The sequence below is a fragment of the Hallella mizrahii genome, assembly GCF_009695775.1.
Classification (GTDB): Bacteria; Bacteroidota; Bacteroidia; order Bacteroidales; family Bacteroidaceae; genus Prevotella; species Prevotella mizrahii.
In genome coordinates, this window is the sequence record NZ_VUNG01000003.1 from 15,775 (window position 1) to 30,445 (window position 14,671).

General features: G+C 51.0%; 13 protein-coding genes. 10 read left to right on the forward strand and 3 right to left on the reverse strand.

Annotated elements, in window-relative coordinates; genetic code table 11:
- Window positions 1-32: 32 nt before the first annotated feature.
- The 3 genes from guaA to upp form a co-directional block, all read right to left on the reverse strand.
- Window positions 33-1,577 carry a glutamine-hydrolyzing GMP synthase gene (gene guaA, locus FYJ73_RS02000; protein ID WP_154533040.1) on the reverse strand — a complete coding sequence of 515 codons (1,545 nt, stop codon included), beginning with the start codon at window positions 1,575-1,577 and terminating at the stop codon, window positions 33-35.
- Window positions 1,578-1,621: 44 nt separating this feature from the next.
- A complete protein-coding gene (locus FYJ73_RS02005; protein ID WP_154533041.1) occupies window positions 1,622-2,449 on the reverse strand; it encodes a sugar phosphate nucleotidyltransferase in 828 nt (275 codons plus the stop codon).
- Between the two features lie 153 nt (window positions 2,450-2,602).
- Window positions 2,603-3,262, reverse strand: coding sequence for a uracil phosphoribosyltransferase (upp, locus tag FYJ73_RS02010; protein ID WP_154533042.1), 660 nt, complete (start codon window positions 3,260-3,262; stop codon window positions 2,603-2,605).
- 249 nt (window positions 3,263-3,511) lie between these two features.
- Here upp and pckA point away from each other — a divergent pair, with 249 nt between their 5' ends.
- The 10 genes from pckA (at window position 3,512) to rbfA (ending at window position 14,670) form a co-directional block, all read left to right on the forward strand.
- On the forward strand, window positions 3,512-5,128 hold the full coding sequence (gene pckA, locus FYJ73_RS02015) for a phosphoenolpyruvate carboxykinase (ATP) (RefSeq protein ID WP_154533043.1): 1,617 nt from the start codon (window positions 3,512-3,514) through the stop codon (window positions 5,126-5,128).
- 639 nt (window positions 5,129-5,767) lie between these two features.
- Entirely contained in the window at window positions 5,768-7,117 is a 1,350-nt protein-coding gene (locus tag FYJ73_RS02025) for a DUF6242 domain-containing protein (RefSeq protein WP_154533044.1), read from the forward strand.
- Between the two features lie 25 nt (window positions 7,118-7,142).
- Window positions 7,143-7,841 carry a type IX secretion system protein PorG gene (porG, locus tag FYJ73_RS02030; protein ID WP_473733507.1) on the forward strand — a complete coding sequence of 233 codons (699 nt, stop codon included), beginning with the start codon at window positions 7,143-7,145 and terminating at the stop codon, window positions 7,839-7,841.
- Window positions 7,842-7,843: 2 nt separating this feature from the next.
- Window positions 7,844-8,608 carry an isoprenyl transferase gene (locus FYJ73_RS02035; RefSeq protein ID WP_154533045.1) on the forward strand — a complete coding sequence of 255 codons (765 nt, stop codon included), beginning with the start codon at window positions 7,844-7,846 and terminating at the stop codon, window positions 8,606-8,608.
- A 23-nt stretch (window positions 8,609-8,631) separates the two neighbouring features.
- Window positions 8,632-11,265, forward strand: coding sequence for a BamA/OMP85 family outer membrane protein (locus tag FYJ73_RS02040; protein WP_154533164.1), 2,634 nt, complete (start codon window positions 8,632-8,634; stop codon window positions 11,263-11,265).
- Between the two features lie 227 nt (window positions 11,266-11,492).
- Window positions 11,493-12,044, forward strand: a complete 552-nt coding sequence (locus FYJ73_RS02045; RefSeq protein WP_154533046.1) for an OmpH/Skp family outer membrane protein — start codon at window positions 11,493-11,495, stop codon at window positions 12,042-12,044.
- A 31-nt stretch (window positions 12,045-12,075) separates the two neighbouring features.
- Window positions 12,076-12,570 carry an OmpH/Skp family outer membrane protein gene (locus tag FYJ73_RS02050; RefSeq protein WP_154533047.1) on the forward strand — a complete coding sequence of 165 codons (495 nt, stop codon included), beginning with the start codon at window positions 12,076-12,078 and terminating at the stop codon, window positions 12,568-12,570.
- 185 nt (window positions 12,571-12,755) lie between these two features.
- A complete protein-coding gene (locus tag FYJ73_RS02055) occupies window positions 12,756-13,319 on the forward strand; it encodes an OmpH family outer membrane protein (RefSeq protein WP_154533048.1) in 564 nt (187 codons plus the stop codon).
- Between the two features lie 106 nt (window positions 13,320-13,425).
- The gene (murI, locus tag FYJ73_RS02060; protein WP_154533049.1) at window positions 13,426-14,310 is read left to right on the forward strand and encodes a glutamate racemase; all 885 of its coding nucleotides are present in this window, start codon (window positions 13,426-13,428) and stop codon (window positions 14,308-14,310) included.
- Window positions 14,311-14,331: 21 nt separating this feature from the next.
- The gene (gene rbfA, locus FYJ73_RS02065) at window positions 14,332-14,670 is read left to right on the forward strand and encodes a 30S ribosome-binding factor RbfA (protein WP_154533050.1); all 339 of its coding nucleotides are present in this window, start codon (window positions 14,332-14,334) and stop codon (window positions 14,668-14,670) included.
- Window position 14,671 lies beyond the last annotated feature (1 nt).

A 14,671-nucleotide genomic window follows, 5' to 3' on the forward strand; every position in this document is an offset into this window, starting at 1 on the left:
TTTTTTGTACTTATATATTTCTTGCTACTCTTCTACTCCCACTCGATTGTCGAAGGCGGTTTTGAGGAGATGTCATAGCAAACGCGGTTGACCCCCTTCACCTTGCGTATGATCTCATTGCTCACGTCGGCCATGAAGTCATAGGGCAGACGGGCCCAGTCGGCCGTCATAGCGTCCATAGAGGTCACGGCGCGCAGGGCTACAGGATGCTCATAAGTACGCTCGTCGCCCATCACTCCCACGGAACGGATGGTAGAGAGCAGCACGGTGCCGGCCTGCCAGACGTGGTCATAGAGGCTCGTGCCGTCCGGCATCTTGTAGTCGTGCATCTTTTCGATATAGATATCGTCGGCGTCTTGCAGGATGCGCACCTTCTCACGCGTGATATCACCAAGAATGCGCACGGCGAGACCGGGACCGGGGAAAGGATGACGCTTGATGAGACGCTCAGGCATCTGCAACTGATAGCCCACGCGGCGCACCTCGTCTTTGAACAGCCATTTCAGCGGTTCGCAGAGCTGAAGCTTCATGTCTTTGGGCAGTCCGCCTACATTGTGATGGCTCTTGATGGTCATGCCGGTGATGCTAAGGCTCTCGATGCGGTCGGGATAGATAGTGCCCTGAGCCAGCCATTTGGCGTCGGTGATCTTCTTAGCCTCGGCGTTGAAGACCTCCACAAAGTCGCGGCCGATGATCTTGCGCTTCTTCTCTGGGTCGGTGACGCCTTCGAGGTCCTTGAAGAACTTCTCGCTGGCATCTACGCCGATGACGTTCAGCCCCAGACCATTGTAGGCTTCCATGACCTTTTGGAACTCATTCTTGCGTAGCATGCCGTGGTCGACGAAGATACACGTGAGGTTCTTGCCGATGGCACGGTGGAGCAGGGTAGCGCAGACACTGGAGTCCACACCGCCGGAGAGACCAAGGATGACGCGATCGTTGCCGAGCTGCTCTTTCAGCTCCTTGACGGTGGTGTCGACAAACGAGGCCGGGCTCCACTCCTGACGGCTGCCGCAGATGTCCACAACAAAGTTGCGGAGCAGCTGTGTACCCTGCGTGCTGTGGTACACCTCGGGATGGAACTGCACACACCACACGGGGTTGGTGTCGCTGGCAAAGGCAGCGTACTTCACGTCGGCGGTAGAGCCGATGACATGATAGTCGCTCGGGATAGCGGTGATCGTGTCGCCGTGGCTCATCCACACCTGTGAGTTGGGCTCAAACCCTTTGAAGAGTGGATTGCTGGCATCAAACTGCTGGAGATTGGCGCGGCCGTACTCACGGGTACCGGTCTGCTCTACCTTGCCGCCACCGGAGTAGCTGATGAACTGCGCACCATAGCAGATGCCCAGCACCGGATACTTGCCGATGAACTGGCTGAGGTCTACCTTGAAGGCTTCCTTGTCGTGGACAGAGTAAGGACTGCCGCTGAGGATGACACCGATAACACCTGTGTCGTCCTTAGGAAACTTGTTGTAGGGCAGAATCTCGCAGAAGGTGTCCAGCTCGCGGACACGGCGGCCGATGAGCTGCGTGGTCTGCGATCCGAAATCAAGAATGATAATCTTCTGTTGCATAAACGATATGTTAATGTTGAGTGTGCAATATGGAATGATGAATGCTACAGTGTTTTGAGGAACTGCTCCGCCTCGGCCAGCGTGTCCTGCTTGCCTACGTCGAGGAGTCGAAGGTTGTTTTTGACATATCCCTTGATGGGCACGTCGTGGCAGATCTTAAGATAGAAATCCATGATCGGGAACTTTTCCGGCCAGCCGGCCATCTTGACAAATAGGGTGGGGGAAAAAGTGTGGATGCCACTGAAGGCATACATGTGATAGCGCCCGGCGAGTAGTGGCGGTTGCTCTTCACCGACAGAGAGCGGAAACTTCACTTGTGAGAGTGCCTCACGCACGTCGGGCCACGGCGTCTTCACTTCTCCCGTCTCGATATTCACCCATCCGACGAGAAGCATCTGATCGTTGAAGAGCAGATAGCGACGTGTCTTGCGCCAGCTGACGAGCAACTGCGCGCCTGCCATGACATGGGGCACGCCACACTCCGGACACATCACCTTAGGGTCAAGGCGATAGAACTTGCCGAGGTCGACATTGCTCAGAATGTCCACATTATGAATAAGGATAGGGTAGTGAGGGTCGAAGAGAGGGGCAGCGTGGCGTATGCCGCCACCGGTGTCAAGGAGTTGCTCGCTCTCATCGCTGACGCGGATGTCGAGTCCAAAGTTGTTGTTGGCATTGAGATAGTCCACGATCTGACCGGCAAAATGGTGGACGTTGACCACAAAGCGCGTGACACCGGCATCGCGCAATCTGAGGATTACACGTTTGAGCAGGGGCTCGCCGCCAACCTCCACCAGTGCTTTTGGCAGGTGGTCGGTGAGAGGCTTGAGGCGTGTGCCCAAGCCTGCTGCGAAAATCATTGCTTGCATCATCTCTTAAAAGCTCTTCGCTGTATTGGTGCAAAGATACCAATAATTTATGTTTCTGACAAATTTCGTGGCATCTTTCATGTCTCCATGTCTAAATAAACGACAGATGCTGACAGTCAGCCCGCCAGCATCGTCGTTATGGAATCCTGTTGTTGATCAGAGTTTGTCGCCGTAGCAGAGGTCGCCGGCGTCGCCAAATCCCGGTACGATGTATTTGTGCTCGTTCATTCCCGGGTCGATGGCAGCGCACCAGATGGTGGTCTTGTCGTCGGGGAATACCGACTTGATGTGGTCGATGCCCTCTTCTGTGGCGATGACACAGCAGACGTGGATGCGCTTGGGCGTGCCTTTGGAGAGGAAAGCCTTGTAGCCCAGCTCCATGCTTCCGCCAGTGGCGAGCATCGGGTCGGCAATGATGAGCGTCTTGGCGTCGATGCTTGGCGTGGCGAGATACTCCACGTGTATGCCTACCTTGTGGTGCTCCTTGTCGGTATATTCGCGGTATGCCGAGACAAAGGCGTTGCCCGCATGGTCGAAGATGTTGAGAAAGCCCTGATGAAAAGGCAGTCCGGCGCGGAAGATCGTGGCCAGCACAATCTTGTCCGTCGGCACGTTGACGCGTGCAATGCCTAAAGGTGTGGCCACGTCACGCTGCTCATAGTTGAGCCGTTTGGAAACCTCAAAAGCCTCGTATTCGCCCATCCGCATGATGTTGTTGCGGAAGAGCAGGCGGTTTTTCTGATATTCGGCATCGCGCATCTCGGCCATGTACTGTCCGATGATACTGTTTTCTTTGGATAAGTCAATAACTTCCATCTTATGATTTAGTGTCTTTGTATTTTATATGAACCGTAAAAGGTATGATACAAAGGTACTTAGTTTTTGCAAAGTGTAAATGTCAAAACAGCAAAGAGCCGTCTGTTTTTATAATCTTTAACCTAAAAAGGCTTGTACGGGCGGGAATTTTCTTCTGCAAACTTTTGGGGAGAATTATCTTTTTGCTACCTTTGCATTCGGATTAAATCAAGGTAAAATACCATTCACAACTTAAATACATTTTATAAAATGGCAAAGTTTGATAAATCAGTTTTAGCAAGCTACGGAATTCAGACAGGTACTGCTGAGGTTCTGTACAATCCTTCTTACGAGGTGCTGTTCAACGAGGAGACCAAGGAAGGTCTCGAGGGCTACGAGGTAGGCCACGAGACAGAGCTGGGTGCTGTTGACGTGTTCACAGGTATCTACACCGGTCGTTCTCCTAAGGACAAGTTCATCGTTGACGATGAGACTTCTCACGACACTGTATGGTGGGACTCTGAGGAGTATCACAACGATAATCACCGTGCTACCAAGGAGGCTTGGAACGCTGTGAAGGAGATTGCCAAGAAAGAGCTCTCTAACAAGAAGCTGTATGTCGTTGATGGTTTCTGCGGCACACACCGCGACACCCGCATGAAGGTTCGCTTCATCGTGGAGGTTGCATGGCAGGCTCACTTCGTTACAAATATGTTCATCCGTCCGAAGACAACAGCTGACTTCGAGCAGGAGCCTGACTTCATCGTTTACAATGCCTCTAAGGCTAAGGTCGAGAACTGGAAAGAGCTCGGTCTGCACTCTGAGACTTGTGTGATGTTCAACGTCACCAGCAAGGAGCAGGTGATCATCAATACATGGTATGGTGGTGAGATGAAGAAGGGTATGTTCTCTATGCAGAACTACTTCCTCCCCTTGAAGGGCATCGCTTCCATGCACTGCTCTGCCAACACCGACAAGAACGGTGAGAACACCGCTATCTTCTTCGGTCTGTCTGGTACAGGTAAGACTACTCTGTCTACCGATCCTAAGCGTCTGCTCATCGGTGATGACGAGCACGGATGGGACGACAAGGGCGTCTTCAACCTCGAGGGCGGCTGCTATGCTAAGGTCATCAACCTCGACAAGGATGCTGAGCCTGACATCTACGGCGCTATCACACGTGATGCACTGCTGGAGAACGTTACCGTTGACAAGGACGGTAAGATCGACTTCGCTGACAAGAGCGTGACAGAGAACACACGTGTCAGCTATCCTATCTATCACATCAAGAACATCCAGCGTCCTGAGAGCCAGGGTCCCGCTGCAAAGCAGGTTATCTTCCTGAGCGCCGACGCTTTCGGTGTGCTGCCTCCAGTGTCTATCCTGAATGCTGAGCAGACCAAGTACTACTTCCTCTCTGGCTTCACAGCTAAGCTGGCTGGTACAGAGCGTGGTATCACAGAGCCGACTCCTACCTTCTCTGCTTGCTTCGGCCAGGCATTCCTCGAGCTGCATCCTACAAAGTATGCCGAGGAGCTCGTCCGCCACATGGAGAAGAGCGGTGCTAAGGCTTACTTGGTGAACACAGGTTGGAACGGTACCGGCAAGCGTATCTCTATCCGCGATACACGTGGTATCATCGACCGCATCCTGGATCACGACATCGACAAGGCTCCTACGAAGACCATTCCTTACTTCAACTTCGTCGTTCCTACAGAGCTCGAGGGTGTGAACAAGGACATCCTGGATCCTCGCGATACTTACAAGGACGCTTCTGAGTGGGACGCTAAGGCTAAGGATCTGGCACAGCGCTTCATCAAGAACTTCAAGAAGTACGAAGGCAACGAGGCTGGTAAGGCTCTCGTAGCTGCTGGTCCTCAGCTCTAATCGTCTCAGAAAGTCGATACAGCAAGACGTCCTCTCCTATATATAATAAGGAGTGCAGACTTCTCGTATAGATAGCGGGAGACAGTCTTCAACATATACCTCCTCTGTGCTTTGGCACAGAGGAGGTTTTTTAGTGCCCACACACTAATGATAGCCTGCACAAAATAGATCAATTGTGCTGTTTTCGAGCTCTGTACTTACCTGTACAGACTTTTTTTGTCATAGGAATGAAAATAAACTGAATATTATTTGGAGGATTCTCAACTATTGCTTAACTTTGCAATGTCTTCGTGAGAAGATATACATAAAGTTTCATTAGGTTAGTAGTTTGATAGATTTTTAAGGTAAAGTTAGGATGATGTTATTAGATTTAGAATCTATATCAATGTTGGTTTTGGTCATTTTGATGACCGCACTAAGCGTTTTTTTCTTGGTGAACAACCACGTTGAATAACATTATTCTACAAAGAAGACAGTGCAAGTGATTGTATTGTCTTTTTTTGTGCCCTATCACCAAAAGCACTAAACAAACTTAAAATCACTTGACAAATGCGACTTTTTACATAATATTCAGGAAAAACCGCATTATTTCCGAGAATTCTAAGTAAATTTGCAGCAAAAATAATATAGCGCGCAAAAATGATAAAGAAGTTCTTGGCATTTGCCTGCATGGCATTGGCTATGTTTGGATTTTCTTCATGCCTCAACTCCGATGAAGATGAAATAACCTACTATGACGATACTGCAGTGACCGCATTCTCACTCAGTGCCGCCAACAGATACATCCACACCACCGCTTCTGATGGCGTGACGGACAGCGTGTATAAGACTACGCTGACCGTGACAGGCTATGCCTTTTCCATCGATCAGCAACAACGGCTGATCTATAATACCGATTCCTTGCCAGTTGGTACGGACGCAGCTCATATCCTGGCAACCATTTCCAGCAAGAACAGCGGAAACATCGTGCTCAATCTGAAAGACAAAGCCGGGCAGGATTCATTGGCCTATTACTCTTCCACGGACTCCATTGACTTCACTAATCCTGTACGCCTGCGTGTCTATAACACTCAGGGCACCGCCTATCGCGAGTATACCGTAAAAGTCAACATACATCAGCAAGAGGGCAATGTCTTTTATTGGAACTCTCTGAATGAGCCTGCTCTCCAGACCCTCGCACACCGCCGCATGATCGCCAACGGCAATGACCTCTATCTCTTCGGCTTAAAAGACGGTGCTACCGTAGGATATGTCTACAGCAATCAGGCCTGGAAACAGCTCAGCCGCTCCTTTGGCGCTGATGCCTACAAGAATGTTGCCGTGCAGCAGGGAAGCATCTTTGTCCTTGACGGCAATGCGCTTCTTCGTACCAGCGACGGTGAGCAGTGGCAGACAGTTTCCACACTAACGGGTGTCAAACAGTTGTTGGGCGCAACGCCCGCAAGGCTTTATGCGATGACGGACAACGGCATCAGCTATTCATCAGACCAAGGCACCACATGGACGGCGGATGCTTTGGACGACGCAACAGCCAATCTGCCGGATACAGACTTGAACTTTATCAGCTCCGCAGCGGTCACCAACGACAACACCTACAACCTGCTGCTGATTGGAAACCGCAACGGCAAGACCGTGACATGGGCGAAGGTGGAGGAAAACGGGAGTGGCTCACAGAGCCAGCCGTGGTATCTCTTCACCGACGACGAATATAATCGGAAGACACTGCCCTGCCTCAGCAATCTACAAGTAGTCAACTGTGAGGGCACGCTTCTGGCTGTAGGCGGAGATCTGAAGACGATTTACAGCAGCCGCGATCAGGGACTCACATGGTCGGCAGACACGACCTATACACTTCCCGACGCTGTTGCCGGCACTGCAGTGCCGACAGCCATGACAGTCGGACAGAAAGGAATGATCTACCTCTCGGCATCTGACTCACCCATCGTCTACTATGGACGTCTGACCCGCTACGGGTGGGCAGCGTACTAATCGGTCTTTACAAAACGACGCGTACATGATGTTGCGGCTGATTGCTTCCCTTGTCTTACTGACCACGATGGTGATCCCGTCGACAGCGCAGGACGACAGCGAATACCGGCTCGAGGTCGGTGTCGGAGCAGGAGCGATGGGCTATCTCGGTGACTTCAACGGCAGCCTGACAAAAGATCTCCAGCCTGCCGTGTCGTTGACGGGGCGATATGTCTTCAATCCTTACATGGCATTGCGGATCAACGTAGCCAAAGGCACGATGAAAGGCTCATCGGCTGATGTGGAGACCTATTATCCCGACTATGCCGACCAGGTCTATACCTTTAAGAACTCACTCTATGATGCCTCTGTGCTCTATGAGTTGAATTTCTGGCCTTACGGCACCGGAAGGGACTACAGAGGCGCCAAACGCCTCACGCCCTTCATCTTTGCAGGATTGGGCATGACCTATGCAGATGTGAAAACCAATGGAGCCAAAAAGGGAAAGGTGGCCTTTAACCTTCCATTAGGCGTGGGAATGAAATATAAAATCGGAGAACGGGTGAACATTGGACTGGAATGGTCCATACATTTCGCACAGAACGATGAGCTCGACGGGGTGAAAGATCCCTATCACATCAAAAGCAGCGGACTGTTTAAAAACACTGATTGCTATTCGCTCCTGCAAGCAACACTCACCTACAGTTTCTCGCCCAAATGTACAACGTGCAATAAAGAATTTTAGATATGGCAGAACTCGATATGACAAGGATTCCACAGCACATCGCCATCATCATGGATGGCAATGGGCGTTGGGCTACTGAGCGCGGTAAAGACCGCTCCTACGGTCATCAGGCCGGGGTGGACACTGTGCGCCGGATCACTTCCGAGTGTGTGCGGCTCGGCGTGAAATATCTCACGCTCTACACCTTTTCCACAGAGAACTGGAACCGTCCTGCCACTGAGATCCATGCGCTGATGGGACTCGTGCTGACGTCGCTTGAGGATGAAATCTTCATGAAGAACAACGTCAGATTCCGTGTCATCGGCGACGTGAAGCGCTTGCCTGACGAGGTGCAGCAGAAACTCAAGGAGACCGAAGAGCATACTAAGGACAACAAAGCTATGACGATGGTCGTGGCACTGAGCTACTCCTCGCGTTGGGAAATCACGCAGGCTGTGAAAGACATCATCGAGGAGCGCACACGGCCCTGGCGTCTCGGACGGCAGCATGTCGAGAGCTTTGATATCACAGAAGACCTCATCAACCAGCACATGCAGACGAGCTTCATGCCTGATCCCGACCTGCTAATCCGTACCGGTGGCGAGCTGCGCATCAGCAACTTCCTGCTGTGGCAGATCGCTTACAGTGAGCTCTATTTCTGTGACACCTATTGGCCCGACTTCTCTGAGGAAGACTTGCACAAAGCTATCCTCAGCTATCAGTCGCGCCAGCGCCGCTTTGGCAAGACTGAACAGCAGGTGGAAGAGAATACCGAGGATAACATATAATCATAAACGACAATTCTTTGAAGATGCATCATAATAAGAAAAAAGTCCTGGCAGCTTGTCTTGCTATGGCCATCGTGGCCAGCGTGCAGGCGCAGGAGCAAATCGTACACCCCGACATCAACTATGCCGGCACGCCGCGTGACCTCGTCATCGGCGGCTTCAACGTCTCCGGCATTGACGGTTATGAGGATTATATGCTTACAGGAATCTCCGGACTCTCTGTCGGACAGCACATCTCAGTGCCCGGTACGGAAATCACGGAGGCTGTCAAACGCTATTGGAAGCACGGCCTCTTTTCCGATGTGAAGATCTCGGCCGACTCTATCGTGGGTGATAAGATCTATCTGCATATCTCCCTGAAGGCGCGCCCCCGTGTCTCCACCATCAACTACGTGGGACTGAAAAAGAGCGAGAAAGAGGATATGGAGAAGAAACTCGGTATCCTGCAAGGTGGACAGATCACGCCAAACATGATCGACCGTGCCAAGATCCTGGCCAAGAAATACTTCGACGATAAGGGTTACAAGAATGCAGATATCGAGATTCAGCAGCGTCCCGACGTCACCGGTAAGAACCAGGTCATCCTCGACGTCATCATCGACAAGAAGGATAAGATCAAGGTAAGACATATCTACATCGAGGGAAACAAGTATCTGAGCAACCTCAGAATCAAGGGCGGACTCTTCCATAAGGGCGCCTTTGCCAAGACACATGAGGCAGGAAAGCTCTCTACCTTCCTGAAATCAAAGAAGTTCACCCCCGAGCGCTGGAAAGCAGACAAGGAGAAACTCATCGAGAAATACTACGAGTTGGGCTACCGCGACGCCACGATCTTGAAGGACAGCGTGTGGAACAATGATCCCAAACATGTCAATGTCTACGTCAAAGTAGACGAAGGCAAGAAATACTATATCCGTAATATCCACTGGGTGGGCAATACTGTTTACAACTCAGCCTACCTCTCCAATCTGCTGGGAATGCGGAAAGGTGACGTTTATAATCAGAAGTTGCTCAACAAGCGACTCCGAGAAGACGATGACGCTGTGTCCAACCTCTACTACAACAATGGCTATGTCTTCTCCTCCATAGATCCTGCTGAGCAAAATATCGTCGGCGACTCTATCGACCTGGAGATGCGTGTCTTGGAAGGACCACAGGCCCATCTGAGCCATGTGCGCATCAATGGTAATGACCGACTCTATGAAAATGTGGTGCGCCGTGAGCTTCGTACCAAGCCCGGCGACCTCTTCTCTAAGGAAGCCCTCATGCGTTCTGCACGTGAGTTGGCCTCTATGGGATTCTTCGATCCAGAAAAGGTGACACCGGATGTCAAGCCAAATGCTGAGGACGGAACGGTGGATATCAACTGGAACCTGACACAGAAGTCCAACGACCAGATCGAGTTCTCACTCGGTTGGGGACAGACGGGTATCATCGGACGCGTGGGACTGACGCTCAACAACTTCTCTATGGCCAATCTGTTCAACAAGAATAAGGAACACCGCGGCATTATGCCTATCGGCGACGGTGAGAAGCTCTCCATCGGCGTACAGACCAATGGCTCCTACTATCAGAGCTACAACACCAGCTACTCCACCAACTGGTTTGGCGGAAAGCGGCCTATTCAGTTCTCTGTCGGAGCGTTCTACTCCAAACAGACCGATGTGTCGAGCAACTATTACAACTCAGCTTGGCAGAACAGCTACCTGCAGTCACTCTATGGCTACAATAGTTATTCTTATAACTACAGCAATTACGAGAACTACTACGACCCCGACAAGTATGTCAAACTTCTGGGGGCAAGCATCGGATGGGGCAAGCGTCTGCGCTGGCCCGACGATTACTTCAACCTATCGCTTGAGCTCTCGTTCACCCGCTATATGCTGAAGAACTGGCGCTATTTCTCTGATTTGATGACTACAGGCAACAGCAACAACCTCAACCTGAGCATAGCCATCAACCGCTCGTCAACCGACAACCAGCTCTTCCCACGCCGCGGTTCCGAGTTCACTGCCAGTGTCACACTCACTCCGCCATGGAGTATGTGGGACGGAAAAGACTATAAAAATCTGGCCACAAACCCATATTCTGCCAACTACGTCAGAGAGCAGCAGGAGAAATACCGCTGGATAGAATATAACAAATGGAAGTTCAAGGCACGCACATTCACGGCTCTGACAAGTGCTCAGAAATGCTTCGTGCTCATGACGCGCGTGGAATTGGGTATTCTCGGCAGCTACAACAAATACAAGAAGAGCCCGTTTGAGACGTTCTACGTCGGTGGTGACGGCATGAGCGGCTATTCCAGCACCTATGGCGAGGAAACGATCGGACTGCGCGGTTACGAGAATGGTTCTCTCACTCCTTATGGTTCTGAGGGATATGCCTATGACCGCATGTCGCTGGAGTTGCGCTATCCGTTCCTGTTAGGCAATACGACCATCTACGGACTGACCTTCGTGGAGGGCGGTAACGCCTGGACTGAGACGAGCAAGTTCAATCCTTTCCAGATGAAGCGCTCGGCAGGTGTCGGTGTACGTATCTATCTGCCTATGGTCGGCCTGATGGGTATCGATTGGGCTTACGGCTTCGACAAGGACAACAACGGCAGTAAGGGCGGAAGCCAGTTCCACTTTGTCCTCGGACAAGAGTTCTAAACCGAAGCAAGGAAACATGAGAAGCGTATGACGAAAGGGTGCTTTGACACAACGATAAAGCACCAATCGTCAACGCCGGAACGCAATTCTGTCAACGCCGGAACGCAATTCCGTCAACGAAACGGCTGAAAAGTAAAAAAACACTAAAGGATAAGGGCTTCCCTGTAACATTTAGTTCAGACAAACGTCGCAGGGATAGTCAACTGATCAATAAAAGGAAATTGAATATGAAGCAGATGATTGTAAAAAACAATTGGAGCAGACTGGGGGGCATCCTTCTACTCTGTCTCTTCGCCTTCATGCCATTCTCAAAGGCCAATGCACAGAAGTTCGCATTGGTGGACATGGACTATGTGCTAAAAAACATACCGGCCTATGAGCGTGCCAATGAGCAGCTCAATCAAGTATCAAAGAAGTGGCAGGCTGAGGTAGAGGCTCTGAACACAGAAGCTGCCACCATGTATAAGAACTATCAGAATGAGATGGTATTCCTCTCACAGGAGCAGAAAAAAGCCAAGCAGGAGCAGATCATGCAGAAAGAAAAGGAAGCTGCTGACCTCAAACAAAAATATTTTGGCCCCGAAGGCGAGCTCTTTAAGAAACGCGAGAGCCTGATGACGCCCATCCAGGAAGAGATCTACAATGCGGTGAAGGACATCTCTGAGCTCCGTGGCTACAGCCTCGTGCTCGACCGTGCCTCTGATACCGCTATCATCTTCGGCTCGCCGAAGATCGACATCTCAGACGAGGTGCTCCAAAAACTGGGATATGGAAAGTAAAAGACAATAAAAACAATAAAAACAATCAATCATGAAAAAGTTACTTTTAATGTTAATGCTGATGGCTCCTTTGGCTACTTTCGCCCAGAAGTTCGGCAAAGTCAACACACAGACCATCATGCAGAATCTGCCTGAAATCGCTAAGATCAACGGAGAACTCCAAGCTACTGCCAAGCAGTACGAGAATGACTTGAAAAGCATGCAGGACGAGTTGAAGCGTCAGAGCGATGCTTATGACAAGGCAAAGAGCACGATGAATCCTACTGCTCAGAAGCAGAAGGAAGAAGAACTCAACACGCTCTATCAGAAGATCCAGCAGACCTATAGCGACAACCAGCAGGCTCTGCAGAAGGCACAGCAGGACAAGATGCAGCCTGTCGTGGAGAAAGTGCGCAAAGCCATTGAGAATGTCGGCAAGACAGGTGGTTTTACCTACATCTTCGAAGAGGGTGCCGCTGTCTACACAGGCACCAATGTAGAGGATGTCACCGCTAAGGTGCAGGCCGAAATCAACAAGATGAAGTAAACGGCATTGCTCTTTCCTCGGCATGACGAGGAGCTGGGGTGAGGGTGCGCTACGTGGCATACCCTCACCTCTTGCTGTCTTTTAAGGACTGTGCCTTCGCTTCGTGCAATCATATACCACGGTGTCGCTGGCGCAATCGTTATCCATTTACCGTCTCCGTATTGTCAACATAAATCATTCCAACCATGAGGCATTTGTTTGTTAGTGCTTTTTTTCTGTTTCTCGGCAGTCCGCTTTTTGCCCAGAGTACAGTGTCATCTACGGTGTCATCCACAGCTACGGTGCCGTCTCAGCAGGCAGCGCCGTCGTTTCATTATGGTTTTCTAAGCTGTCAGAGTGCTTTAGAGGCCATGCCAGGCTATGCAGATGCCAGGCGTTCTTTAGCCGACTTGAAGGCAAAATACGATGCCGAGATGAAACGCGTGGAGGATGAGTTCAATGCCAAATACGAGGCTTTTCTCGATGGCCAAAGCACCTTCGCACCGTCGATCCGCGAAAAACGGCAGGCTGAACTGCAGGAACTGATGGAGAAAAACCAGGCATTCAAGGATCAGGCCAAGCAATATCTCAAGAATGCAGAGCAGGACGCTTACCAGCCTTTGCGTGAGAAACTGGCGGCAGCCATCCAGCGTGTGGGACATGCCAAGGGACTGGCTTTCGTGCTCAACACCGACAACGGCACACTGCCTTTTGTCAATCCAGAGATGGGAACAGACATCACCGCCGATGTGCTGTCGGCTGTCAAATAGCAGCGGTGACATCCCCTTAGTAAGGAGACTGTCTGTGGCTGTCATATAACCATCTGTAGCTGTCATATCTGTAATGTAGCTGTCAATTATAATAAGGAGTAGTGAGATGAAAACAAACATTGATGATCAGGCCGAGAAGTCTGAGGCCGTTCAAGAGTCTTTCCCGCCAGCACCGGGTCCCATAGGCATTTTTGATTCCGGCTATGGCGGATTAACCATATTGCATGGCATCCGACAGTTGTTGCCTCAGTACGATTATATCTATCTTGGCGACAACGCACGAGCTCCTTATGGTCCCCGCTCGTTTGATGTCGTCTATGAATTTACGCGTCAGGCCGTACAGAAGCTCTTCGAGATGGGCTGTCAGCTGGTGATCCTTGGCTGTAACACCGCATCGGCAAAAGCGTTGCGCTCGATCCAGCAACATGATCTGCCACAGTGGGATCCCAAGCGGCGTGTGCTCGGCGTCATCCGGCCTACGGCAGAAATCATCGGAAAGCTCACACGCAACGGCCATGTGGGACTGCTCGCCACAGAAGGCACGGTGAAGAGCCATAGCTACGACATGGAGATCGCTAAGCTTTGGCCCAACATCAAGGTGACGGGGCAGGCCTGCCCGTTTTGGGTACCCTTGGTGGAATACAACGAGGCAGACTCGCCCGGTGCAGACTATTTTGTCAAGAAGCGCATCGATCAGCTCATGCAACTCGATCCCGATATCGACACGATCATCCTGGGCTGTACCCATTTCCCGCTGTTGATGCCAAAGATCCTGAAGTATGTGCAGCCCGGCGTGCGCATTGTTCCTCAGGGAGAGTATGTCGCCGACAGCCTGAAAGACTACCTCCTTCGCCACACCGACATGGCTTCGCGGCTGACCACCGGCGCCACGGTCAAGTACTATACGACCGAGAATCCCGACAAGTTCAAGGAGAGCGCTTCCATCTTCCTCCATGAGCGAGTGCACGTAGAACATATAGAATTAGGATAAAACTTCAAATATTCATTTGCTATGCAAGAAACCAGACAGAACCGAATCGCCCGACTCCTTCAGAAGGAGCTGGCTGAGATATTCCAAAGTCAGACACGTGCCATGCACGGTGTCCTCGTCAGCGTCACCCGTGTGCGCATCAGTCCAGACCTGAGCATTTGTACGGCTTATCTGAGCATCTTCCCTTCTGCAAAGTCAGAAGAACTGCTCAACAACATCAAGGCCAACGAGAAGAGCATCCGCTATGAGCTCGGACGCCGTGTCCACAACCAGTTGCGCATCATCCCGGAGCTTCGTTTCTTCATCGACGACAGTTTGGATTATATCGACCATATCGACGAGTTGCTCAATAAGAAGTAAT